Consider the following 25,136-nt stretch of genomic DNA (forward strand, 5'->3'; position numbering starts at 1 on the left):
GTCAGGCCTCCTGGGCGGTGCCGGCAGCCGCGGCAGCGGCGCCGGTGCGGACGGGGATGGTCGCGCCGAGGGAGACGCGTTCGGCGGCGGTGGCAGGCCGGATCTGATCGCGCTCGGGGACGTGCACGATCGAGTCGTCGGCGGCGTGCGGGGCGTTGACGAAGGAACGGAAGCGGCGCAGCCGCTCGGGGTCCTTCAGGGTAGCCGCCCACTCGTCCTCGTAGTGCTCCACGTGCGTGGCCATCGCGGCCTCGAGCTCCTCCGCGATCCCGAGCGAGTCCTCGACGACCACCTGGCGCACGTGCTCGAGGCCGCCGTCGAGCTCCTCCTGCCAGCGCGCGGTGCGCTGCAGGCGGTCGGCGGTGCGGATGTAGTACATGAAGTAGCGGTCGATGTACCGGATGAGCGTGTCGTCGTCCAGGTCCTTGGCCAGCAGCTGGGCATGCGCGGGGGTCGCGCCGCCGTTGCCGCCCACGTACAGGTTCCAGCCGTCCGCGGTCGCGATGACGCCCACGTCCTTGCCGCGGGCCTCGGCGCATTCGCGCGCGCAGCCGGAGACGCCGAGCTTGAGCTTGTGCGGGCTGCGCAGGCCGCGGTAGCGCAGCTCGAGCTGGATGGCCATGCCCACGGAATCCTGCTGGCCGTAGCGGCACCACGTCGACCCGACGCAGCTCTTCACGGTCCGCAGGCTCTTCCCATACGCCTGCCCGGACTCCATGCCCGCCGCGATGAGCTCGGCCCAGATGTCCGGGAGCTGCTCGAGCCGCGCGCCGAACATGTCGATCCGCTGGCCGCCCGTGATCTTCGTGTAGAGGTTGTACTTCTGCGCGACGGCGGCGATCACGCCGAGCTTCTCGGGGGTGATCTCGCCGCCGGGGATGCGCGGGACCACCGAGTAGGTGCCGTCCTTCTGCATGTTGGCCAGGGCGCGGTCGTTGGTGTCCTGGAGGGTGCCGCGGCCGGCATCGAGCACGTAGGCCGAGTGCTGGGAGGCGAGGATCGAGGCGATGGTCGGCTTGCAGATGTCGCAGCCCGCGCCCGTGCCGTACCGGGACATGATGTCCTCGAACGAGGTCAGCTGTGCGACGCGGATGTGGTCGAAGAGCTCCTGGCGCGAGAGCGGGATGTGCTCGCACAGGGCCTTGCTCACGCTCACGCCGGACTTGGTCAGCTCGGCCTCGAGGAGCTTCTTGATCATGGGCACGCACGAGCCGCACTGCGTCCCGGCGCGGGTGCAGGCCTTGAGCCCGGCCACGTCCTGCACCGGGTCCGCTCCCTCGCAGACCCCACAGGCGTTGACGGCGTCCCTGAGGGTTCCCGCCGCAACGTTGTTGCACGAGCACAGGATCGCGTCGTCGGGGAGCTCGACCTCGGGCGCTCCGCCGCCGTCTGCGCCAGCAGAAGACGCCGTGAGGAAGGCGCCGGGCTCGGCGGGGAGCTCGCGGCCCAGGAGCGGGCGCAGGCTCAAGTAGGGGGAGGCGTCGCCGACGAAGATGCCGCCGAGGAGCGTGCGCGCGTCGTCGGTCGTGACGATCTTCTGGTAGACGCCGCGGGCCGGGTCGGCGTAGACGATCTCGAGCGCGCCCGGCTCGGACGCGAACGCGTCGCCGAAGCTCGCCACGTCCACGCCGGAGAGCTTGAGCTTGGTGGCCGTGTCGAACCCGGGGAACGTGGCCTCGCCGCCGTGCAGGCGGTCCGCGACGATCTCGGCCATCGTGTTGGCCGGCGCCACGAGCCCCAGGCACATGCCGCCGAAGCTCGCGACCTCGCCGATCGCCCACACGTTGGGCGCGCCGGTCGCGCACGTCTCGTCGATCACGACGCCGCCCCGCGGCCCGACCTCGAACGTCGCCGCAGCGCCGGACCCGCCGGACTCTGCGGCTGCCGCCTCCACGGCCGCGCGGATGAGCTCGTCGCGGGGCCGGACGCCGATCGCGACGACCACGAGGTCCGCCGGCACGAGGCGCCCGTCCGCCATGAGCACCCCGGTGACCGCGCCGGCGTCGTCCGTGTGCACCTCGGAAGGGAAGACCCCGCCGTGCAGCGTGAAGCCCTTCGCGGCGATGAGCCGGGTGAGCGCCTGGCCGGCGCCCTCGTCGAGCTGCCGGTTCATGGGCCACGGCGAGCCGTCGATGATGAGGGGCTCCGCGCCGAGCGACTGCGCCCCCGCGGCGGCCTCGATGCCGAGAAGCCCGCCCCCGATCACCGCGACGCGCGGCGGGCGGCCGAGGGCCTGGCCGAGGCGGCCGATCTCCGCGCGGAGGAACCAGACGTCCTCGAGTGTGCGGTAGACGTGCGTGTGCTCGGCGCCCGGGATGGGGAGGCGCGCGGCATTCGATCCCGTGGCCAGGACGAGCTCGTCGTAGGGCAGCTCCTCCGCGGCGCCGCGGCCCTCCACGAGCACGGTGCGGGACGCGGTGTCGAGGCCCACGGCCCTCGTGCCGGTGCGGAGGGCGACCCCCGCCGTGTCCCAGAGCGACGGCGACCCCAGGGTGAGGTCGACGTTGCCCGGATCGTCGGTGAGCGCCTTGGAGAGCGCTACCCGGTCGTAGGGGAGGTGGTCCTCCTCGGTGACCACGGTGACCTGGAAGCCGCCGGACGCGTCGAGGCCGCGGGCGGCCATGGCCTCGGCGAAGCGGTGGGCGGCGGGACCGCCGCCGATCACGACGACGCGGCGCGGGCCGGCGCCGGGAGTGGGAGTCTCGAGCGGGCTGGTGCTCACGGTCGGTGCCTTCCGTAGGGGGATGCCGGCGTGCCGGCGCGGTTTCCTCCACCCTAGGAAGGCGCGATTTCGTGTCAGTTGCCCGGATGTAACGGACCGTTGACTTCGCTGTCACGGGCATGTTTCGCAGGAGGTGAGGCCGGTTTTACGCAGCCGTCATGCGGGCTCAACCCGGGCGAAACGGCCCGCTCCGTAGCGTGGAGCCATGACGATCACAGCTGAAGCACCCCGCACGGACGCCCTCCGGGACCACGCCGGTTCCGCCCCTTCGGGCGGCGTCTGGCACAGCGTCTGCACGCTTGCCGACCTTGAGCCGAACTGGGGCGAGGCGGCGCTCGTGGCCGGCCGTCAGGTCGCAGTGTTCCGCCTCCCCACTGACGAGGTCTACGCCGTCGAGCAGCGCGATCCTGCGAGCGAGGCGTATGTGATGGCCCGCGGCATCGTCGGCTCCCGCGGCGACCGCCCCACGATCGCGTCCCCGCTGCACAAGCAGGTCTACGACCTCGCGACGGGCGAGCGGCTCGACGCCCCGGGCGCGCCCCTCGCCGCGTTCCGGGCGCGCGTGGTCGACGGCATGGTCCAGATCGCGGCCTGATCCCGGCCGACGCCGTCCGGGCGGCTCGCCGCCTACAGCCCGAGGGCCTCGCGCACGTCGTCGAGGGCGGCGTCCATCGCCTGCCGCGCGGCCTGCCGGGCCTCGGCGAGCTCGGCGGAGCTGTCCACCGGGCGGACCACCTCGACGTAGCACTTGAGCTTCGGCTCGGTGCCGCTCGGCCGGACGATCACCCGGGTCGCGTCCCGCGTGGCCCACAGCAGCCCCTCGGTGGGCGGCAGCTGCTCGGATCCCTCCGAGAGGTCCACCGCCGTCTCGACCGGGGAGTCCGCGAAGGACGCCGGCGGGTCCTGCCGCAGGCGGGTCATCATCGCCTCGAGGAGGCCCAGGTCCGCCACGCGGACGCTGAGCTGGTCGGTGAGGTGGACCCCGTGGAGCACGTGCAGCGCGTCGAGCCGGTCGAAGAGTGTCTGGCCCTGCGCCTTCGCTTCCGCGGCCATCTCGGCCACCAGGAGCGCAGCGGAGATCCCGTCCTTGTCCTTCACGAGCCCGGGCGCGACGCAGTAGCCGAGCGCCTCCTCGTAGCCGTACACGAGCCCGGGGACCCGGGAGATCCACTTGAAGCCCGTGAGGGTCTCGCGGTGCGCGATCCCGGCGGAGGCGGCGATGCGGGACAGCAGCCGTGAGGACACGATCGAGTTCGCGAACACGGGGCCCGCAGGTTCGGCGGCGGCCGGGGGCGGGGCGGCGGGGGAGGCGGCAGGCGAGGCGTCGGCGGCGGCCGCGGGGGCGGCGTCGTCCGTGAGGCCCTGGCCGCGCCCCAGGCGGCGGACCATGTGCGAGCCGAGCAGTGCCCCTACCTCGTCTCCGCGGAGCATGCGCCACTCGCCCGAGGCTGGATCCGGGGCGGCGACGGCGCAGCGGTCGGCGTCCGGGTCGTTGGCGATCACGAGGTCCGCGCCCGCGGCCTGGGCCGCCTCGAGGGCGAGATCGAGCGCCCCGGCCTCCTCCGGATTGGGGAAGGCCACGGTGGGGAAGGCGGGGTCGGGTTCGGCCTGCTCGCGTACGAGCGAGACGTCCTCGAACCCGGCCGCGCGCAGCACGCCGGCGGCCGTCCCGCCGCCCACGCCGTGCAGCGGCGTCAGGACGATCCGCAGCTCCCGCGCCGGGAAGAGTTCGGGGTCGGCGAGGCGCACGACGGCGTCCCGGTAGTCCGCGGCGATGCCCGCAGGCAGCGTGGTCCAGCCGGAGTCGGCGAGCGCGATGGCGCCGACGGGCCCGGCGGCGTCGATGAGCGCGGAGATCTCCGCATCGACCGGGGCGACGATCTGCGCCCCGCGCCCGGCCTCGTCCACGGCGCGGCCGCCGAGGTAGACCTTGTAGCCGTTGTCCTGGGGCGGGTTGTGGCTCGCCGTCACCATGACGCCCGCATCGGCCCCGAGCGCCAGCAGCGCGTAGGCGAGCACCGGCGTCGGCAGTGCTGACGGCATGAGGTACGCCTCGATGCCCGCCGCGGTGAAGACCGCCGCCGTCTCCTCGGCGAACACGTCCGAGTTGGTGCGGGCGTCGTAGCCGACGACGGCGCGCGGCCGGCCGCCGTCCGCGGCGCCGGCCCCAGCGCCGGCGACCTTCCGGACGAGGAACGCGGCCACTCCCGCCGCGGCGCGGCGCACCGTGACGCGGTTCATGCGGTTCGGGCCCGGCCCCAGCGCCGCCCGGAGCCCGGCCGTGCCGAACTGCAGGGTCCCGGCGAAGGAGTCGGCGAGCTCCTGCCGCGCGGCGTCGCGCGCGGGGGAGCCCTCAGGCTCGGCGGCACGCGCGAGGACCTCGCGCAGCTGGGCCGCCGTTGCCGGGTCGGGATCGGCCGAGGCCCAGACCTCGGCGCGGGAGACGAGCTCGGCGAGCCCGGAGGTGCCGGCAGGTGTGGTGCTCATGGGAAGGTCCTTCAGATCGCGGCGAGGACGTCGGCGAGGAGGCGCGAGATGCGCGGGCCGGCGGCGCGCCCGGCCTCGAGGACCTCCTCGTGGCTGAGGGGCTCGGGGCTGATGCCCGCGGCGAGATTGGTCACGAGCGAGATGCCGAAGACTTCCAGGCCCGCATGCCGGGCGGCGATTGCCTCGAGCGCGGTGGACATGCCGATCAGGTCCGCGCCGATCCGCTTCGCGTACTGCACCTCGGCCGGCGTCTCGTAGTGCGGGCCGGGGAACTGGGCGTACACGCCCTCGGCGAGGCTCGGGTCGACGGACCGGGCCACGGCGCGCAGCCGCGGCGAGTAGAGGTCCGTCAGGTCCACGAACGTCGCGCCCTCGAGGGGAGACGTCGCGGTGAGGTTGATGTGGTCGCTGATGAGCACCGGGGTGCCCGGGGCCCACTCGGGGTTGAGGCCGCCGCAGCCGTTGGTGAGGGTCAGGACCCGGCAGCCCGCCGCCGCCGCGGTGCGGACGCCGTGCACCACGGCGCGCACGCCCTTGCCCTCGTAGTAGTGCGTCCGGGCGCCGAGCACGAGGGCGCGCTTGCCGTCGGCGGTGAGCACCGAGCGGATGGTGCCCACATGGCCCTCGACCGCTGGGGCGGAGAAGCCGGGGACCTCGGACGAGGGGAGGGTCGCCGTCGTCTCCCCGATGAGGTCCGCCGCGCCGCCCCAGCCGGAGCCGAGGACGAGCGCGAGGTCGTGCTGCCGCACGCCCGTGGCGCGGGCAATATGGTCTGCCGCGGCCCGGGCGAGCTCGAAGGGCCCGGTGGCGGTTGCCGTTGTGGTCACAGGTAGAACCTACCAACCGCGCCCGGGCGGGGGCATACGCGGCACGCAATGGCCCGCACTGCCTCCCGCAGGGCACAATGGATGTCCGTGACGATGAACCCTGACTTCGCGGCCCCCCACATTGCAATCCTCGGCGGCGGACCCGGCGGCTACGAGGCGGCCTCGGTCGCCGCGTCGCTCGGCGCCCGGGTCACGATCGTGGAGCGCGCCGGGCTCGGCGGCTCCGCAGTGCTCACCGACGTGGTGCCCTCCAAGACCCTCATCGCGACCTCCGACCTCATGACCCGCGTGGAGGAGGCCTCGGCGGCGCTCGGCCTGCGCCTGGCCTCCGGCGGCGGGGACTCGCTCAAGCGCTCAGACCTCAGGGCAGACCTCCGCATCGTCAACGACCGCCTCCTCGGCCTCGCCCGCCAGCAGTCGGAGGACATCCGCGCCGGGCTCGAGGCGCAGGGCGTCAGGGTCGTCCTGGGCTCCGGCCGCCTCGTGGACGGCAGCGTGATCGAGGCAGTGACGGTGGACGGCACCGAGCGGATCGAGGCCGACGCCGTCATCCTCGCCGTGGGCGCCCACCCGCGTGAGCTGCCCACCGCGCGCCCGGACGGCGAGCGGATCCTCAACTGGGCGCAGATCTACAGCCTCGAGGAGCTTCCGGAGGAGCTGATCGTGGTCGGCTCGGGCGTGACGGGCGCCGAGTTCGCCTCCGCCTACAACGGCCTCGGCTGCAAGGTCACCCTCATCTCTTCCCGCGACCGCGTCCTCCCCGGCTCCGACACGGACGCCGCCGAGCTGCTCGAGAAGGTCTTCACCCGGCGCGGGGTGCGGGTCCTCTCGCGGTCGCGGGCCGAGGCCGTAGAGCGCACGGAGGACGGCGTCGTCGTCACCCTCGGCGACGGCACGAAGGTGACCGGCTCGCACTGCCTCCTCTGCGTCGGCTCCATCCCCAACACGGACGGGATCGGGCTCGAGCAGGCCGGCGTCGCCGTCAGCGAGAGCGGGCACATCAAGGTCGACGGCGTCTCCCGCACCTCCGCGACCAGCGTCTACGCGGCCGGCGACTGCACGGGGGTCCTCGCCCTGGCCTCCGTCGCCGCGATGCAGGGCCGCATCGCGGTCGCCCACATCCTCGGCGACCAGGTGACGCCGCTGAACCTCAACCACGTGGCGTCGAACATCTTCACCTCGCCGGAGATCGCCTCGGTGGGCGCCTCGGAGGCGGACGTCACGAGCGGCAAGATCGCCGGCGACATCGTGACGCTGCGCCTGAAGAGCAACGCCCGCGCCAAGATGCGCAACACGACCGACGGGTTCGTCAAGATCATCTCCCGCAAGGGATCGGGGACCGTGATCGGCGCCGTCGTGATGGGCTCGAACGCCTCGGAGCTCATCTTCGGCCTCGCGATGGCCGTCGAGCAGAAGCTCCACGTGGACGACGTCGCGAACACCTATGCCGTCTACCCGTCGCTGTCCGGCTCGCTCTCGGAGGCCGCGCGCCGCCTGCACGTGCACATGTAGCCCGGCAGTCCCCCGGTGCGCAGCGTGCCGCCGCACCGGGGGAGGGCAGGTCCTGCCGCACGCACCCTCATGTGGGCTATGCTCGCAACCATGGCACCGCGGAGCTTCCTTGAATGGCCCGTCGTCCGGCAGATGCGCACCGGCGATCTGCTCGGCCGCGGGCCCTCGGTCACCTCGCCCCGGACCAAGGCGATAGCCCCCCGGACGGCCACGGCCGACCGTGTGGTGCAGAGCGTGTGCCCCTACTGCGCCGTCGGATGTGGGCAGCGCGTCTACGTCAAGGACGAGAGGGTTGTCCAGATCGAGGGTGATCCGGACTCGCCCATCTCGCGGGGCCGCCTGTGCCCCAAGGGCTCCGCCAGCGAGCAGCTCGTCAACTCCCCGGGCCGGCAGACCCGGGTGCTCTACCGCGCGCCGCGTTCGGCCGAGTGGCAGCACCTGGACCTGGACACCGCCGTCGACATGATCGCGGACCGGTTCATCGAGACGCGCCGCAGGACCTGGCAGCAGGAGGACGGCGAGGGCCGGCTCCTGCGCCGCACCATGGGCATCGCCTCGCTCGGCGGGGCGACCTTGGACAACGAAGAGAACTATCTGATCAAGAAGCTGTTCACGGCTGCCGGGGCGGTGCAGACCGAGAACCAGGCCCGCATTTGACACTCCGCCACGGTTCCCAGTTTGGGAGCCTCGTTTGGACGCGGTGGCGCGACGCAGTCACTGCAGGACATGGCCAACGCCGACTGCATCATCATCCAGGGGTCCAACATGGCCGAGTGCCACCCTGTGGGATACCAGTGGGTGGCGGAGGCCAAGGCGCGCGGAGCGAAGGTCATCCACATCGACCCGCGCTTCACCCGCACCTCTGCGGTAGCGGACAGGCACCTTCCGATCCGTGCCGGCTCCGACGTGGTCCTGCTGGGCGCGCTCATCAACTACGTCATCACGCATGACCTCTGGTTCAAGGAGTACGTGAGCGCGTACACCAACGCGGCCACGCTGGTCCACGAGGACTACCGCGACGCCGAGGACCTCGGCGGCCTGTTCTCCGGCTTCGATCCGGAGACCGGGGCCTACGACAAGTCGTCGTGGGGATATGCGGAGGACGAGGGGGGCTCGATCGCCGAGCCCGGAGCCAGCTCCGAGCACGGCGTGGAGGCCTCGGCGCGTGCCGCCGGCCACACGTTCGGCAGCGGCGGTCCCTCTCTGGAGCATGCTCACGTGCAGCGCGACGACACCCTGCAGGACCCCAGGACCGTCTTCCAGATCGTCAAGCGGCACTACGCCCGCTACACCCCGGAGATGGTCCAGGACATGTGCGGCCTCGACGTCGCGGACTTCGAGTACCTGGCCCGCACCATCACCGAGAACTCGGGGCGCGAGCGGACCACCTGCTTCGCCTACGCCGTGGGCTGGACCCAGCACTCCCTGGGAGCCCAGTTCATCCGCGCGGCCGCGATCCTGCAGCTGCTGCTCGGCAACGTCGGCCGCCCGGGCGGCGGCATCATGGCGCTGCGCGGCCACGCCAGCATCCAGGGCTCCACCGACATCCCGACGCTCTTCAACCTGCTGCCCGGGTACCTGCCGGTGCCCAGCGCCGGCCGCCACGACACGCTCAGCGAGTATCTCGACGCGATCGCGTCGAAGAAGCAGAAGGGCTACTGGGCCGACGCCGACGCCTATACGGTCAGCCTGCTGAAGGCCTGGTGGGGAGACTCCGCGACGGCGGAGAACGACTGGGCCTACGACTACCTCCCGAGATTGACCGGCGCGCACGGCACCTACGAGACGGTCATGGGCATGCTCGAGGACGAAGTGGAGGGCTACTTCATCCTCGGACAGAACCCGGCCGTGGGCTCGGCCCACGGGCGCATGCAGCGGCTGGGCATGTCGCACCTGAAGTGGCTCGTGGTGCGGGACCTGAACCTCATCGAGTCGGCCACCTGGTGGAAGGACGGCCCGGAGATCGAATCGGGCGAACTGCGCACCGAGGACATCGAGACCGAGGTGTTCTTCCTGCCGGCAGCGACCCATGTGGAGAAGGCGGGCTCGTTCACCCAGACCCAGCGGCTGCTCCAGTGGCGGCACCAGGCAGTCACGCCGCCCGGGGAGTGCCAGAGCGAGCTGCAGTTCTTCTACGAGTTGGGCCAGCGGATCCGAGAGAAGCTGGCCGGTTCCGAGGACGAACGTGACCGTCCGCTGCTCGACCTCACGTGGGACTACCCCACGGACGAGCACGGCGACCCCGACCCGGAGTCGGTGCTCGCGGAGATCAACGGCCGCCACCTCGGGGGACCGGAGGCGGGCAAGCCGCTCTCGGCGTACACCGAGCTGCGCGCCGACGGTTCCACCTCGGCGGGCTGCTGGATCTACACCGGCGTGTACGCCGACGGGACGAACCATGCCGCCAACCGCAAGCCGGGCCGCGAGCAGGGGCCCGCGGCCCCCGAGTGGGGCTGGGCGTGGCCGGCCAACCGCCGGATCCTCTACAACCGCGCCTCCGCGGACCCGGCCGGAAGGCCGTGGAGCGAGCGGAAGAAGTACATCTGGTGGGACCAGGAGCAGGGACGGTGGGTCGGCGACGACATCCCGGACTTCCCGGTGGACCGGGCGCCGGGCAGTCAGCCCGACCCAGCCCTCGGCGGTCCCGCCGCCCTCAGCGGTGACGATCCCTTCATCATGCAGTCCGACGGCAAGGGCTGGCTGTTCGCGCCCACCGGCCTCGTCGACGGGCCCCTGCCCACCCACTACGAGGCCCAGGAATCCCCGGTCGCCAACGCGCTGTACCCGCAGCAGCAGAGTCCTGCGCGGCTCAGGTTCCCCCGTCCGGACAACCTCAGCGCCCCGAGCGCCGGGACGAGCGGGGCGGACGTGTATCCCTACGTGTTCACCACGTACCGGCTCACCGAGCACCACACGGCCGGAGGGATGAGCCGCTGGCTGCCGTACCTCTCGGAGCTGCAGCCGGAGATGTTCTGCGAAGTCTCCCCGGAGCTGGCCGCTGAGGTAGGGCTCGAGCCCTACGGATGGGCCACGATCATCTCGCCGCGGTCTGCCATCGAGGCGAAGGTGATCGTCACGGAGCGGATGTCGCCGCTGACCGTGGGCGGCCACACGGTGCACCAGATCGGGCTGCCCTACCACTGGGGCGTCGGGACCAACGCCGTCGTCAGCGGCGACGCAGCCAACGACCTGCTGGGCGTGACGCTGGACCCCAACGTCCAGATCCAGGAGTCCAAGGTCGCCTCTTGCGACATCCGGCCGGGCCGCCGGCCCCGGGGCGCGGAACTGCTCGCCTTGGTCGCCGAGTACCAGGGGCGGGCCGGGACCACGGTCGAGACCGGGAACCAGGCGGTCACCGATCCGGCGGCCGAAGGCATCGACCCGACGAGGGAGGACTAGATGGGCCAGCTGGCCGGACCGACCGACCCCACCGCCGATGCCCACTGGGAGCACACCCATCCGCGCAAGGGGTTCTTCACCGACACCTCCATCTGCATCGGGTGCAAGGCCTGTGAGGTCGCCTGCAAGGAGTGGAACCACAACCCCCAGGACGGCAACCTGGAGCTGCTCGGGTCCTCCTACGACAACACGGGGGCGCTGGGAGCAAGCACCTGGCGGCACGTGGCCTTCATTGAGCAGGGCCAGGAGCGCATTGCCGAGGCCAGGGAATCCGGGCGCGCGCTCGTCAACCTGGGCATGCCCCGGATCGGCCCGCCCGCGGACGCCGCACCGGACCTGTCCGAGGCGGACAGGACGCCGCCGGACACGGCCGACTTCCGGTGGCTGATGTCCTCCGATGTCTGCAAGCACTGCACGCACGCCGGGTGCCTTGATGTCTGCCCGACCGGGGCGCTCTTCCGCACCGAGTTCGGCACGGTGGTGGTGCAGGACGACGTCTGCAACGGCTGCGGGACCTGTGTGGCAGGGTGCCCCTTCGGCGTGATCGAGCGCCGCAGCGACGGCACCGTCGCAGTCGCCGCCGAGCGGGAGGAGCAGCACGCCGGGCATCCCGCCGTCCCCAACGTCGGCGTCGCCCAGAAGTGCACGCTGTGCTACGACCGGCTGCTGGCGGACGAGACCCCTGCCTGCGCCAAGGCCTGTCCGACGACGTCCATCAAGTTCGGCGACCACGACGACATGGTGGAGACCGCGAAGGAGCGTGTCGCCACCCTGCATGCGCAGGGGATGACCGAAGCCAGGCTCTACGGCGCGAACGAGCTCGACGGCGTCGGCGGAACAGGATCGGTCTTCCTGCTGCTCGACGAGCCGGAGGTCTACGGGCTCCCGCCGGACCCGCGGGTGCCCACGGCGGATCTGCCGCAGATGTACCGGCGTGCCGGTATGGCCGTAGCAGGCATGGTGGCCGCAGCCGCGTTGGCCTTCTGGAGAGGACGGGCGTGACCCACTCGGATTTCGACAGCTTCCGCCCCACCGAGCCCGTCCGGCGCCGTCGTCCTGATGGCAGGCGTGGCGCGGGCCGCCGGAACGGCGGCGGTGACGGCTCCCGTGAGATGCCCATGGTCCCGGAGCCCGAGTTCACCTCGTACTACGGCCGTCCCGTGGTCAAGCCGGCGCCGTGGGGCGACGACGTGGCAGCCTACCTGTTCCTCGGCGGCGTCGCCGGCGGGTCCGCGCTGCTCGGGCTCGGCGGGCAGCTCACCGGTCGCCCCACGCTGCGCAGGAATGCCCGGCTGGGTGCCCTGGCGGCCGTCAGCGTCGGCGCCGTCGCCCTCGTGAAGGACCTGGGCCGGCCAGAGCGATTCCTGCACATGCTGCGGACCTTCAAGGTGACCTCGCCGATGAGCGTCGGCTCGTGGATCCTCAGCGCGTTCAGCGCCGGCACGGCCGTCGCGGCGGTGGCCGAGGTCGACCGCATGAGCGGGAAGCGGCTGCCGCTGGGCCCGCTGCGGCCCGTGCTGCAGGCCGTGGAGGGGCCGGCGGGCTTCGAGGCCGCGCTCTTCGGGGGGCCGCTCGCGGCGTACACGGCGGTGCTGCTCGCTGACACCGCCACCCCCACGTGGAATGCCGCGCACAACGACCTGCCGTTCGTCTTCGTGAGTTCGGCGACGCTCGCCTCCGCCGGGCTCGCCATGATCACGACCCCCATCGCGGAGGCCGGTCCCGCCCGGACGCTCGCGGCGTTGGGCGTGGTGGGCGACCTGGTGGCGACGCGCGTGATGGAGCACCGGATGGACCCGGTCGCGGCTGAGCCCCTGCACCAGGGCAAGGCAGGCGCCATGCTGAAGTGGAGCGAACGGCTGGCGGCGGCAGGCGGTCTGGGGACGCTGCTCGCCGGACGCAGCCGTGCGGTGGCCGCAGCCTCGGGACTGGCGCTGCTGGCCGCCTCCGCCCTCACCCGCTTCGGCGTGTTCGAGGCCGGCCTTTCCTCCGCCAAGGATCCGCGCTACACGATCGAGCCGCAGAAGAAGCGGCTCGCCGCCCGCCGCGCGGCTGGCATCACCGACGATTCGATCACCACGGCCGGCTGACACCGCCGGCTGACACCGCCGGCTGACGCGGGCCGACGTCGAGCGGATCGCGGTCTACCGGATCTCGAGGCCCTCCTCCACGGTGGTGTGGCCGATCACCGGGTACCCGGGCAGCTCGCCCACGACGAGCAGGCCGCCGGAGGTCTGCGCGTCCGCCAGGAGGAGCAGATCGTCTTCGGTGACCCCGGACGCGGTCCGCACCTGCGGCCGCACCCAGTCGAGGTTGCGCCGGGTCCCGCCGGAGACGAAGCCGTCCCGCAGCGCCTGCAGCGCGCCCTCGAGGAGCGGCACGGCCTTCAGGTCGATCGCTGCGCCCACCCCGGAGGCACGGCACATCTTGTACAGGTGCCCCAGCAGGCCGAATCCCGTCACATCCGTGGCCGCCTGCACGCCGGCCGCCACCGCGGCCTGCGCCGCGTCGCGGTTGAGGCTCGTCATCGTCGCCACCGCCTCGGCGAACACCTCACCGGTCTGCTTGTGCCGGTTGTTGAGGAGCCCGACGCCGATCGGCTTGGTCAGCGTGATCGGCAGACCCGGCGTCGCGGCGTCGTTGCGCAGCAGCCGGTCCGGGGGAGCGACGCCGGTGACCGCCATGCCGTACTTCGGCTCGGGATCATCGATGGAATGCCCGCCTATCACCGGGCAGCCCGCCTCGGCGGCGATGCTCAGACCGCCGCGGAGCACTTCGGCCATCAGCTCTGCCGGCAGTACACCGCGGGGCCAGCCCACGAGGTTGACCGCCATGATCGGGCGCCCGCCCATCGCATAGATGTCCGAGAGCGCGTTGGCTGCCGCGATCCGGCCCCAGTCGAAGGCATCGTCCACGACCGGAGTGAAGAAGTCGGCGGTGGAGAGCACCGCCAGGTCGTCACGCACCAGGACGGCCGCGGCGTCGTCGCCGCTGTCGAGGCCGACCAGCACGTCCGCACCGGGCTGGCCGACGAGGCCGCGGACCACGTCTTCGAGCTCCCCGGGCGGAATCTTGCAGGCGCAGCCGCCGCCATGGGCGTAGCCGGTGAGCCGGGGCGCGGCGGCGGCGCCGGCGTCGGACTTCGGCAGGGACGTGGGGGCCTCGTTCACCCGGCCAGCCTACCGCCGTGTGCCTGCTACATTGGGGTGCGGTGGCGTCCGGGTCCTGGTGGGCCCCCCGGTCTTCAAAACCGGTGAGGCCGAGCATCTCGGCCTGGCGGGTTCGATTCCCGTCCGCCACCGCCAACCAGCGGCGGGGACATGCCGTGCAACGAGGAGGCGCTGTGGACCAGATCGATCCGCGGCGGCTGATTCCCCGCACGAACGACCTGCTGGCCCTGCCAGCCGTCCGTGAAGCCCGGAGTCGGCTGAGCGAGTCGGTGGTCAGGGACCTCGTCCGCGACATCCAGGCGCAGGCGCGGCGCGGCGACATCGCCCCCGCGCAGGTGGAGCCCGCTCTGCTCGCCGCCGTGACTTCACGCAGGGCGACGACCCTTCGCCCGGTGCTGAATGCGACCGGCGTCATCGTCCACACCAACCTCGGCCGTGCACCCCTGTCCGCCGCCGCGGTCGACGCCCTCGTCGCAGCCAGCGGCTACGTCGACGTGGAGCTGAACCTGGCGGACGGGCGGCGCTCCCGGCGCGGTGCGGGCGCCCGGGCCGCGCTGCTTTCCGCGTGCCCCGCCGCCGAGGACGCCCTGGTGGTCAACAACGGAGCCGCGGCGCTGGTGCTTGCCACCACAGCGCTTGCCTCCGGCCGGGAGGTGGTGGTGAGCCGCGGCGAACTCGTCGAGATCGGTGCAGGCTTCCGGCTGCCGGACCTCATCGAGTCGACGGGCGCAGTGCTCCGCGAGGTGGGCACGACCAACCGGACGCACCTGCGCGACTACGCGGAGGCTGTCGGACCGGCCACGGGGTGCATCCTCAAGGTCCACCCGAGCAACTTCCGGGTCGACGGATTCACCTCCGCCGTCGGCCTCGGTGAGCTGAGCTCGCTGGCGGCCGCGAACGGGCTGCCGCTCGTGGCCGATCTGGGCAGCGGCCTGCTGGCCCCCGACCCGCACCTGCCGGACGAGCCCGACGTCGCCACCGCGCTGGCGAGCGGGGCCGACGTCGTCATCGCCAGCGGCGACAAGCTGCTGGGAGGCCCCCAGGCGGGGCTGCTTCTCGGCCGGAAGGAGATCATTGAGCGGCTGTCCCGCCACCCGCTCGCCCGGGCCGTCCGCGCCGACAAGCTCTCCCTCGCCGCGTTGGAGGCGACTGTCGCCGGCGAGGCGCCGCCCGTCGTCCAGGCGCTGCACGCCGACGTCGCAGAGCTGCGGCGCCGCACCGAGCGGCTCGCCAGAGAACTCGGGGCACCCGTCGTGGCGCACGAGGGCCGGGTCGGGGGCGGCGGTGCCCCCGGATTCGCGCTGCCGGGGTGGGCGCTCCGCCTTCCCGAGGGGCTCGCCGGCCTCCTGCGCGCCGGCGATCCCGCCGTGCTGCCGCGCGTCCACAATGGCTCCTGCCTGCTCGACCTGCGGTGCGTGCCCGAAGGGGATGACGACCGGATCCTGACGGCAGTGCGGCGGGCACTGGCAGCCCTCGAGGCCACTGGCGCAGGCGCGGCGGGCTGAGGCGTGCACGTCGTCGCCACGGCCGGACACGTCGATTCCGGGAAGAGCACCTTGGTGCGCGCCCTGACCGGCATGGAGCCGGACCGCTGGGAGGAAGAACGGCGCCGCGGGCTGACCATTGACCTGGGCTACGCCTGGACCACGCTGCCTTCGGGGCAGGACGTCGCCTTCGTGGACGTACCCGGCCATGAACGCTTCCTCGGCAACATGCTTGCCGGGATCGGACCGGCACCCGTGGTCTGCTTCGTCGTCGCCGCCGATGAGGGCTGGCAGGCCCAGTCGGACGACCACCGGGATGCCGTCGCAGCGCTGGGCATCGAGCACGGAGTCGTGGTCCTCAGCCGAGCGGACAGGGCGTCCGCACAGCGGATCCGCGACGTGCTCGCGCGCGCCCGCAGCGAGCTGGCCGGGACCGGCCTGCGGGAGGCGCCCGCCGTCGCCGTATCCGCCGTCGAGGGCACCGGCCTGGCGGAACTGCGGGCAGCGCTCGACGGCGTGCTGGCTGGCGTCCCTTCGCCCGTCACCACGGGCCGGATGCGACTGTGGGTGGACCGGTCGTTCACCATCACCGGGTCCGGAACCGTGGTGACCGGAACGCTCGGGGCCGGAACGCTGGCTCAGGGCGACCGGCTGCAGCTGCTCGGTCATGAGGGGTCGCGGGCCGTCACTGTCCGCGGCCTGCAGAGCCGCGACACGTCGTACACCTCGGTGGGGCCGGTGAGCCGGGTGGCGCTGAACCTTCGTGACGTCTCCGCAGCGGACGTCCGCCGCGGGGATGCGCTCGTGACCCCGGAGGCGTGGCCCACCACCGGCGTCCTGGGCATCCACCGGACCACGGGCATGGCCTACACCGACGTGCCCGAGCAGCTCATGGTGCATGTCGGCACCGCGTCCGTGCCGGCGCGGCTGCGTCCTTTCGGGGCCGACCACGCCCGGCTCGTCCTCGGAAGGCACCTGCCGCTCGTCCTCGGGGACCGCCTCGTACTGCGGGACCCGGGGAGCCGCTCGGTGCTCGGCGGCGCCCGCGTCCTCGACGCTGATCCGCCGGCTCTGCGGCGGCGCGGCGACGGCGCCCAGTGGGCCGCGCGGCTTGCCGGCATGGATCCCGCCGGAGACGTGCTCGGCGAAGTGGCGGCCCGCGGAGCGGCGGAGGTGCAGCATCTCCGCCGGCTCGGGCTGCTGCCCGAGCACGACGCCGAGGTCCCCTCCGGCGTGCGGGCCCTCGGCGAATGGTGGGTGCATGCTCCCGTCGTCGAAGCGTGGCAGCAGCGGCTGCGCGCCGCGGTGCAGGCGCTCCAGGAACGGGACCCTCTCGCCCCCGGCCTGTCCATGGGCGCGGCGCGGGACCTGTTGGCACTGCCCGAGGAGCGGCTCCTTGCCGCCGTCGTCCGCGGCGCCGGCCTGGAACAGGATGGCGGCCACATCCGGGTGCCGGGAAGCCGTGACAACCTCGGGGCGGCCGGATCGGCCATCGCCGAGTTGGAGCGCCGGCTCACGGCCCACGCCTTCAGCGCCCCGGAGGCCGACGAGCTGGCAGCGCTGGGCCTGGGCACCCGGGAGCTGGCTGCCGCCGAGCGGGCCGGGCGGGTGCTCCGCCTGCGCGACGGGGTGGTCCTCCTGCCCACGGCGCCGGCCATGGCGATGCGCACCCTGGCGGGCCTGGAGCAGCCCTTCACCACGAGCCAGGCACGTCAGGCGCTCGGCACGACCCGCCGGGTCGCGGTTCCGCTGCTGGAACACCTCGACTCGCGCGGGTGGACCCGGCGCCTGGATGCCGGCCACCGCTGCGTGGTGCGCTGACCCTCCCGAGTCCTTCGCCTCTTGAGCTGGCGTTGGCCGCGGCGCAGGATGACCGCATGGCACACCACGAGAACGCCCGCGCCCGCGGCGCCTTCACCGACGACAGCGAGGCCCTCGCGGCCATCGAGGCGCACCACGGCCACATGCTCCGGCGTGGCGACGCGCTGGCAGAGGCGCTCCTCGCGGCCGTCGCCGCCGGCGATGCGGGGACGGCCTACGACGAGAAGGCCAACCTGATCGGGTGGTGCGAGGACGAGCTCATCCCGCACGCCGTGGCCGAGGAGGGCCCGCTCTACGGGGCTGCCCGGGCGACGCCGGAGGGGCGCCTCCTCGTGGAGGGCATGCTCATGGACCACCAGGCGATCATCGCCCTCGTCGAGGAGCTCCGCGCTGCCGACGGGGCGCGGGCGGCCGCCGCGGGCACCGCCATCGCGCGGGCCTTCGCACTGCACCTGCGCAAGGAGAACGAGCTCCTCTTCCCGTACATCGCGGCAGCCCCGGACCTCTCCCTCGCCGAGGCGGTCGCGGGCCTCGAGGCGCTCGTCGGGGAGTAGCCGGGCACCGGCCTCTCAGTGGCCCCCCGGGTCCCCTCAGGCCGCCGCTCCCGCGAAGTGCGCCTCGATGATCTCGCGCACTCCGTCCCGGCAGCCGCCGCAGCCCGTCCCGGCCCGCGTCCGCCGCGCGACGTCCTCGACGGTCGAGTATCCGGCGCCGACCGCGTCCTGCACCTGGCCGCGGCTCACGCCGGCGCACCGGCACAGCGTCGCCTCCGGATCGGTGCCGCCCGGCGCCGACGGGCCCCCGGCGAGGGCCGCCTCCGGGCCGTCGAGGCGGAGGATCACGGAGCGGTCAGCGGGGAGCTCGGCGCCGGACTCGAACAGGAGCGTGAGCTCCGCGGCCGCGCGCGGCATGCCGAGGGCCACGAAGCCGACCAGGACTCCGGCGCGCGTGGCCATCTTCACGTGGGCACCGTGCTCCGGGTCGGACCACAGGGAGACCTGCAGCGGCGGGGGCCCGGACTCGCCCGCGATGTTCTCGAGCAAGAAGGCATCCCACGGGTCCGTGCCCACCTCGCCGGCGACCGCCAGGTTCACGCCGCGCGCCTTGAGGAGGATCACCGGTGCCCGCTCGGGGCCGAGGGGCGCGGGGGCGGGCTCGCCCAGGAGCTCGCTCCTGAACCGGGCGGCCAGCCAGTCGGCCTGGCGCCAGCCCGGGGCGATGAGCCCGCTCGGGGCCTGCTCGCCGGGCTGCGCGCAGTCTCCGATCGCGAAGACGTGCTCGGTGTGCAGGGCCCGCAGCCCCTCGTCCACGAGCACGCCGGTCCCGACCGCGAGGCCCGCGCCCTCCGCCAGCTCTGTCCTGGGCCGGGCCCCGCAGGCGAGGACCAGCAGGTCGCCGTCGATCGCGGAGCCGTCCTCGAGGAGCAGGGCCCGGAAGGCGCCGTCCGGACCGGTCTCGAGGCCGGTGGAGCGGGCGTTCCCGGCCACCCGGATGCCCTGGCGGCGCAGCGCGGCAGCGAGGGTGGCCCCGCCGGCCCGGTCGATCGCGCGCCCGAGCGGGCGGTCCCCGTGGTGGACCACGGTCACGGTGGCGCCCTCCTCGCTCGCGGCGAGCGCGGCCTCCAGTCCGAGCACACCGCCGCCGAGGACCACGATCCTGCGGCGTCCCCCGACGGCGGAGGCCAGCCGCGCGGCGTCGTGCGTGTCGCGGAGCGCGGTGACGCCCGGCGGCAGGACCGGGTGCAGCGGGTCCGGGTTCAGTCCCGTGAGGTTGGGCACGACGGCGCGGGCGCCGGTGGCCAGGACCAGCCGGTCGTAGGCGAGCCCGGTGCCGTCGGCGAGCCGGACGGTCCGCCGGGACCTGTCCACGCGGGCCGCGCGGGCCCCGGTCAGGATCCGAATGCCGTCCGCGGCGAGCTCGGCCGGGTCGGCGAGGGCCATGGACGCCAGAGTCGTCCGGCCCACGCCGAGGTCCGCGACGAGCACCCGGTTGTAGGCCGGGAGCTCCTCCTCGCCGATGACGGCGAGCTCGAGCGCGCCGGCCGCCGCGGCGGGGCGGAGCTCGTCGACGAAGCGTGCCGCGACGGGACCGAAGCCGACGACGACGATGCGCGGCCGGGCGGGCGCCGGGCCGGCCGGGCGCGGGGTCGGGGCAGTCATCGCGGAGCCTCCTGCGAGGGGACGGGGACGGGGACGAGGACGGGGACGGGCACGGGCTGCGTGCCCCGGGCAGAGGGCGCCAGCTCGGGCTGGCCCTGGGCCAGGGGTGCCACGAGCACGCCCGTGGTCTTGAACTCGGGCATTCCCGAGACCGGATCGGTGCGCTGCTCGGTCACCCGGTTCGCGGTTCCGGGGCCCGGGAAGTGGAACGGGAGGAAGACGGTGTCCGGCCGCACCTCGGCGGTCAGCCGTGCGCGGCACCTGACCTCGGGGCCGAGGGCAGGGGCGCCGGCGCGGCGGACGGTGACCCACGCGCCGTCGGCGATTCCCAGGCGGGCGGCGGCGGCCGGGTGGATGTCCAGCCGTGCCTCGGGCCCGGCAGCAGCAAGCGAGGCGACGCGCCGGGTCTGCGCCCCGGACTGGTAGTGCTCGAGCAGCCTTCCGGTGGCCAGCTGGAACAGCGACGGATCGCGGGGCGCGTTGGTGCGCGCTGCGGCGTCTGCGGCGCCGCCCCCGGGGGTGCGGGGCCCCACCGGCACGATCCTCGCCCGGCCGTCGGCATGGGCGAAGCGGTCGAGGAAGAGCCGCGGCGTCCCCGGGGCCCGGACACCCTCCGGTCCTGCTTCCTCGGGTCCTGCCGGGCACGGCCAGTGCAGCGCCTCCCCGGCGTCGAGTCGCTCGTAGGTGATCCCCGAGTAGTCCGCCAGGCCGCCGGCCGAGGCGGCGCGGAGCTCCTCGAACACCTCGCGCGGGTCCTCGGGGAAGGTGGACGGCGCGCCGAGCAGCGCGGCGAGCCGGTGCATGATCCACAGCTCGCTGCGGGCCCCCGCAGGCGGCTCGGCGGCGCGGCGCCGCCGGAGCACCCGGCCCTCGAGGTTGGTCATGGTGCCCTCCTCCTCGGCCCACTGCAGCACCGGCAGCACGACGTCCGCCTCGCGCGCCGTCTCCGAGAGGAAGAAGTCGCAGACCACGAGGAAGTCCAGGGCCCGCAGCCCGGCCAGCACGGCCGTCGCGTCCGGGGCGGAGACCACAAGGTTGGCCCCGTGGACGAACAGGCAGCGCACGCCGCCTGCCGTGTCCTCCGAAGCCGTGTCCTCCGAGCCTGTGTCCTCCGCGGCCGGGCCCCGGGTCGCCGGGCCCCGGGTCGCCGGGCCCTGGGTCGCCGGGGCCCCGAGGGAGGCGAGGAGTTCGACGGCGGGAAGACCCGGCCCGGGGATGCTCGCCTCGGGCACGCCCCAGACCCCGGCCATGTGCCGCCGGGCAGCGGGGTCGGTGATCTTGCGGTAGCCGGGGAGCTGGTCGGCCTTCTGGCCATGCTCGCGGCCGCCCTGGCCGTTTCCCTGGCCCGTGAGCGTGCCGTACCCGCCGCGCTCCGAGCCGGGCAGGCCCAGCAGGAGCGCGAGGTTGATCGCGGCCGTCGCCGTATCGGTGCCGTCGGCATGCTGCTCGACGCCGCGCCCCGTGAGGATGTAGCACGAGCCGGCCCGCGCTGACTGGGCGAGGCGCCGGGCCGTCTCCCGGACGAGGGGAGCCGGCACACCGGTGGCCGACTGCACGCGCTCCGGCCACCAGGGGGCGACGGAGCGGGCGAGCGCCTCCGGCCCTTCGCCGGGCAGCTCCCCGGCGACCCGGTCGGCCAGGTAGTCGCGCGCCGCGAGCCCCTCGGCGAGGACCACGTGGGCGAGGCCCAGGAGGAGGACCAGGTCGGTGTGCGGGGCGGGCTGGAGGTGGAGGCCCGCGCCGCCGTCGGCGAGCGCCGCGGTGGCGGAGCGGCGCGGATCGACGACGATGAGGCCGCCGGCAGCCCGGGCCCCGGCGAGGTGGGCCACGAACGGCGGCATGGTCTCGGCCACGTTCGAGCCGAGCAGGAGCACCGTGTCCGCCCCGGCGAGGTCGGCGACCGGGAACGGCAGCCCCCGGTCGAGCCCGAAGGCCCGGTTGCCGGCCGCCGCGGCCGAGGACATGCAGAACCGGCCGTTGTAGTCGATCCGCGAGGTCCCGAGCGCGATCCGGGCGAACTTCCCCAGCAGGTAGGCCTTCTCGTTGGTGAGGCCGCCCCCGCCGAAGACCCCCACGGCGTCCTTCCCGTGCCGCGCCTGCGCGCGTCGCACCTCCGCCGCCACCCGCTCGAGGGCGGCGTCCCAGCTGACGGGGCGGAGCACGCCGTCGTCCGCCCGCAGGAGCGGCGCGGTGAGACGCTCGGGGTGGGCGAGCAGCTCCGCGGACGTCCACCCCTTCCGGCACAGCCCTCCCCGGTTGGTGGGGAAGTCGCGGCCGGAGACCTCCGGGACGGCGGCCGGGGCGCCGGGGGCGGTGAGGCTCATCGCGCACTGGAGCGCGCAGTAGGGGCAGTGGGTCGGGACGGCCGGGGCCGCGGCGGCCTGGCTCATGCGCCCGCCTGGGCCACGAGGGATCCGCGGCGCAGGTAGCAGGCCCAGCACACCGCAAGCATGAGCGCGTAGGCCGCGACGAACCCGAGGAAGGCCGGGACATAGGAGCCGGTGGCCGCACTCGAGGCGCCCAGCAGCTGGGGGATCACGAATCCGCCGTACGCGCCGACCGCGGAGATCAGGCCGAGGGCCGCGGAGGCGAGGCGCGCGGTGTACGACGCCGGCGCGCCCCCTCGGGCGGCCCGGCTCGCCCGGGCGAAGATCACCGGGATCATGCGGTAGGTGGACCCGTTGCCGATGCCGCTCGCGGCGAACAGCACGAGGAACAGGGCGAGGAAGAGCCAGAAGCTGGCCAGCGGGAGCGTCGCGACGAGGGCGATGGTCGCTGCCGCCATGGTCGCGAACGAGGCGACGGTGATGCGCGCGCCGCCGAAGCGGTCCGCGAGCCGGCCGCCGTACGGGCGGGACAGGGAGCCCACGAGTGGGCCCAGGAACGCGAGGGAGAGCGCCGCCGGCACGCCCGCGGCGCTCACCGTGAAGACCGAGTAGGCGGGGAAGATGTCGTGGATGAGCTTGGGGAAGACGCCGCCGAAGCCGATGAAGGAGCCGAACGTGCCGATGTAGAGGAGGGCCACGACCCACAGGTGCGGCTCCCTCAGCGCGGCGAGCGAGCCGGCGAGGTCGCCCTTGGCGTCGGCGAGGTTGTCCATCCGGCGCAGCGCCCCGAACGCGGCGACGAGGATGAGCGGCACCCACAGGAGCCCGGCGACGGCGAGCGTCGAGCCGGCCTTGCCCGTGGCAGCGGCGCCGCTGGCCACGAACGCGGCCAGGCTCACCGCGAGCGGGACGGCGAGCTGGGCGACCGCCGCACCGAGGTTGCCGCCGGCCGCGTTCAGCCCGAGCGCCCAGCCCTTCTCCCTGGCGGGGAAGAAGAAGGTGATGTTCGCCATCGAGCTGGCGAAGTTGCCCCCGCCGAACCCGGCCAGGCCGGCCACGGTGAGCATGAGCCAGAACGGCGTCGAGGGATTCGAGACGCACGCCGCGAGGCCGAGCGTGGGGATGAGGAGCAGGAGCGCGGAGACGACCGTCCAGTTGCGCCCGCCGAAGCGGGACACGGTGAACGTGTACGGGATGCGGAGCGTGGCGCCGACCAGGCTCGGCATCGAGATCAGCCAGAACGTCTGGGAGGTGTCGAAGCGGAAACCGGCGGCGGGCAGCGAGACCACCACGATGGACCACAGCTGCCAGACGACGAAGCCGAGGAATTCGGCAAAGATGGACCACCTCAGGTTCCTGCGGGCCACCGCCCGCCCCTCGGCCTCCCACTGGGCGGTGTCCTCCGGGTTCCAGTGCTCGATCCAGCGCCCGCGGCGGACATCGAGCCGCAGGCTCTGGGTCCCTGGGCTCTGGGTTCCAGCCGCCTGCTGGGGGGTGGTGGTCGATTCGGTGCTCATGGGTCCTCCTGGAGCGGGGGAGTGGGCTTCTCTGGATTGACTCCCACGCTAGGAACGGGGCGTTTCGGCCAGCAGCCAGAGCCGTTAACACGCCGTGACATCTCCCTCTCACCGGTCACGGGACCCGCGTGAGCCCGGGCGAAGGCCCGCGGGGATCCGGGAACGCGAACTCGCTTTCGTCTCATGATGTGGACTGATTGTCCGTTGGCTGGACGGCGCGGACGTAGGATGGCTTGTACTCAATCCCCGGACCGGAAGTCAATCCTCGGTCCAGCATGTGAAAGCGATGCCATGTCCACCACATCTGCGGTGACGGAGCCCTCGGCCGCACAGTCGGCCAACACGAAGGGCCGAGTCATCTTCTCGAGCCTCATCGGCACGACCATCGAGTTCTTCGACTTCTACGCGTACGCGACCGCGTCCGTCCTCGTGTTCCCGAAGCTCTTCTTCCCGAACGCGACGGACATCAACGCCATCCTGTCCTCCTTCGCGATCTTCGGGGTCGCGTTCGTCGCGCGCCCGGTCGGCTCGATCGTCTTCGGCCACTTCGGCGACAGGCTCGGGCGCAAGGGCACCCTCGTCGCATCGCTGGTCACGATGGGCCTCGCGACCTTCCTCATCGGCCTGCTCCCGCCGGCGACGACGCCCGGCTGGGTCGTGCTCGCACCGCTGCTGCTCGTGGTGTTCCGCTTCCTCCAGGGCCTCGCCCTCGGCGGCGAGTGGTCCGGGGCGGCCCTCCTGGCCACCGAGAACGCCCCCGCGAACAAGCGCGCGGTGTGGGGCACGTTCCCGCAGCTCGGCGCGCCCATCGGCTTCATCATCGCCAACGTCATGTACGTGGTCATGAACAGCTTCCTCACCACGAAGCAGTTCGAGGACTTCGGCTGGCGCATCCCCTTCCTGTTCAGCATCATCATGGTCGCGATCGGCCTCTACGTGCGCCTCAAGCTGGTCGAGAGCACCTCGTTCAAGAAGGTCGTCGAGGAGGAGAAGGTTGCCAAGGTTCCGCTCGCTGCGACCTTCAGGCACCACTGGCGCGCGGTCATCGCCGGCACGTTCATCATGCTCGCGACCTACGTGCTCTTCTACCTGACCACGAGCTTCACGCTCACCTACGGCACGGCGACGAACAAGGTCGAGGTGGCCCGGGCGGCCGCGCAGAAGGCCGGCAAGCCGTTCGACGCGTCCACGTTCGTCCCCGGCCTGGGGATCGACCGCGGCCTGTTCCTGTGGATGCTGATCATCGGCGTCGTCTTCTTCGGCATCTTCACCGTGGTCTCCGGCCCGCTCGCGGAGAAGTACGGCCGCCGCCGCTTCCTGCTCTGGGTCACCGGCCTCATCTTCGTCTTCGGCCTCGCCTGGGGCCTCATGTTCGGGCCCGGCACCGGCGCCGCCATGGTCGGCCTGATCCTGGGCTTCACGCTCATGGGCGCGACGTTCGGGCCGATGGCCGCGATCCTCCCCGAGCTGTTCCCCGCGAACGTCCGCTACACGGGCTCGGCGATCGCGTACAACCTCTCCTCGGTGCTCGGCGCCGCCCCGGCCTCGTTCGTCGCGATCGCCCTGTGGCAGTTCGGCAAGGGCAGCACGGTGTGGGTCGGCGTCTACCTCGCGGTCGCGGCGGTGCTGACGTTCATCGCGCTGCTGCTGACCAAGGAGACCCGCGACGCCAAGTTCGAGGAGAACATCTCCGCCTGAGGGGAGGACTCCT

General features: G+C 73.2%; 16 protein-coding genes and 1 tRNA gene. 10 read left to right on the top strand and 7 right to left on the bottom strand.

Features of this window, described 5'->3' with window-relative positions; genetic code table 11:
• Position 1: 1 nt before the first annotated feature.
• A complete protein-coding gene (gene nirB / locus J2W21_RS04330) occupies positions 2–2,623 on the bottom strand; it encodes a nitrite reductase large subunit NirB (RefSeq protein WP_373423071.1) in 2,622 nt (873 codons plus the stop codon).
• A 304-nt stretch (positions 2,624–2,927) separates the two neighbouring features.
• On the opposite strand from nirB, the gene nirD reads away from it, so the two are divergent.
• A complete protein-coding gene (gene nirD / locus J2W21_RS04335) occupies positions 2,928–3,317 on the top strand; it encodes a nitrite reductase small subunit NirD (RefSeq protein ID WP_307113280.1) in 390 nt (129 codons plus the stop codon).
• 32 nt (positions 3,318–3,349) lie between these two features.
• Here the strand turns inward: nirD and J2W21_RS04340 are convergent, their stop codons facing one another.
• Positions 3,350–5,209, bottom strand: a complete 1,860-nt coding sequence (locus tag J2W21_RS04340) for a phospho-sugar mutase (RefSeq protein ID WP_307113281.1) — start codon at positions 5,207–5,209, stop codon at positions 3,350–3,352.
• Positions 5,210–5,220: 11 nt separating this feature from the next.
• Positions 5,221–6,036 (bottom strand): purine-nucleoside phosphorylase, encoded by an 816-nt coding sequence (locus J2W21_RS04345; protein WP_307113282.1) that lies wholly within the window; start codon positions 6,034–6,036, stop codon positions 5,221–5,223.
• 87 nt (positions 6,037–6,123) lie between these two features.
• On the opposite strand from J2W21_RS04345, the gene J2W21_RS04350 reads away from it, so the two are divergent.
• The 4 genes from J2W21_RS04350 (at position 6,124) to nrfD (ending at position 13,037) form a co-directional block, all read left to right on the top strand.
• Positions 6,124–7,548 carry an NAD(P)H-quinone dehydrogenase gene (locus tag J2W21_RS04350; protein WP_307113283.1) on the top strand — a complete coding sequence of 475 codons (1,425 nt, stop codon included), beginning with the start codon at positions 6,124–6,126 and terminating at the stop codon, positions 7,546–7,548.
• Between the two features lie 90 nt (positions 7,549–7,638).
• Positions 7,639–10,947, top strand: coding sequence for a formate dehydrogenase (gene fdh, locus J2W21_RS04355; protein ID WP_307113284.1), 3,309 nt, complete (start codon positions 7,639–7,641; stop codon positions 10,945–10,947).
• Positions 10,948–11,949 carry a 4Fe-4S dicluster domain-containing protein gene (locus J2W21_RS04360; RefSeq protein WP_307113285.1) on the top strand — a complete coding sequence of 334 codons (1,002 nt, stop codon included), beginning with the start codon at positions 10,948–10,950 and terminating at the stop codon, positions 11,947–11,949.
• Positions 11,946–13,037 carry an NrfD/PsrC family molybdoenzyme membrane anchor subunit gene (gene nrfD / locus J2W21_RS04365; RefSeq protein WP_307113286.1) on the top strand — a complete coding sequence of 364 codons (1,092 nt, stop codon included), beginning with the start codon at positions 11,946–11,948 and terminating at the stop codon, positions 13,035–13,037. Before J2W21_RS04360 ends, nrfD begins: the two co-directional genes overlap by 4 nt.
• Positions 13,038–13,091: 54 nt before the next feature.
• On the opposite strand, the gene selD is transcribed toward nrfD, so the two are convergent.
• On the bottom strand, positions 13,092–14,117 hold the full coding sequence (selD, locus tag J2W21_RS04370; RefSeq protein ID WP_307113287.1) for a selenide, water dikinase SelD: 1,026 nt from the start codon (positions 14,115–14,117) through the stop codon (positions 13,092–13,094).
• Positions 14,118–14,157: 40 nt separating this feature from the next.
• Between selD and J2W21_RS04375 the strand changes: the two genes are divergently transcribed.
• The 4 genes from J2W21_RS04375 (at position 14,158) to J2W21_RS04390 (ending at position 17,976) form a co-directional block, all read left to right on the top strand.
• A tRNA-Sec gene (locus tag J2W21_RS04375) sits at positions 14,158–14,252 on the top strand.
• 38 nt (positions 14,253–14,290) lie between these two features.
• Positions 14,291–15,622, top strand: a complete 1,332-nt coding sequence (gene selA, locus J2W21_RS04380) for an L-seryl-tRNA(Sec) selenium transferase (protein WP_307113288.1) — start codon at positions 14,291–14,293, stop codon at positions 15,620–15,622.
• A gap of 3 nt (positions 15,623–15,625) precedes the next feature.
• Entirely contained in the window at positions 15,626–17,422 is a 1,797-nt protein-coding gene (gene selB / locus J2W21_RS04385) for a selenocysteine-specific translation elongation factor (RefSeq protein WP_307113289.1), read from the top strand.
• Positions 17,423–17,478: 56 nt separating this feature from the next.
• On the top strand, positions 17,479–17,976 hold the full coding sequence (locus J2W21_RS04390; RefSeq protein WP_307113290.1) for a hemerythrin domain-containing protein: 498 nt from the start codon (positions 17,479–17,481) through the stop codon (positions 17,974–17,976).
• 36 nt (positions 17,977–18,012) lie between these two features.
• Here J2W21_RS04390 and J2W21_RS04395 read toward each other — a convergent pair whose 3' ends face one another.
• The 3 genes from J2W21_RS04395 to J2W21_RS04405 are packed head-to-tail and all read right to left on the bottom strand — an operon-like array spanning position 18,013 to position 23,425.
• Complete coding sequence (locus J2W21_RS04395; RefSeq protein ID WP_307113291.1) at positions 18,013–19,581, bottom strand: FAD-dependent oxidoreductase; 1,569 nt, start codon at positions 19,579–19,581, stop codon at positions 18,013–18,015.
• Positions 19,578–21,971: a molybdopterin oxidoreductase family protein gene (locus J2W21_RS04400; RefSeq protein ID WP_307113292.1), complete on the bottom strand. Its 2,394-nt coding sequence runs from the start codon at positions 21,969–21,971 to the stop codon at positions 19,578–19,580. Before J2W21_RS04400 ends, J2W21_RS04395 begins: the two co-directional genes overlap by 4 nt.
• Positions 21,968–23,425: an MFS transporter gene (locus J2W21_RS04405; RefSeq protein WP_307113293.1), complete on the bottom strand. Its 1,458-nt coding sequence runs from the start codon at positions 23,423–23,425 to the stop codon at positions 21,968–21,970. Before J2W21_RS04405 ends, J2W21_RS04400 begins: the two co-directional genes overlap by 4 nt.
• Before the next feature lie 291 nt (positions 23,426–23,716).
• On the opposite strand from J2W21_RS04405, the gene J2W21_RS04410 reads away from it, so the two are divergent.
• A complete protein-coding gene (locus J2W21_RS04410; RefSeq protein ID WP_307113294.1) occupies positions 23,717–25,123 on the top strand; it encodes an MFS transporter in 1,407 nt (468 codons plus the stop codon).
• Positions 25,124–25,136: the final 13 nt, after the last annotated feature.

This window comes from Sinomonas atrocyanea (genome assembly GCF_030811715.1).
GTDB classification, from domain to species: domain Bacteria; phylum Actinomycetota; class Actinomycetes; order Actinomycetales; family Micrococcaceae; genus Sinomonas; species Sinomonas atrocyanea_A.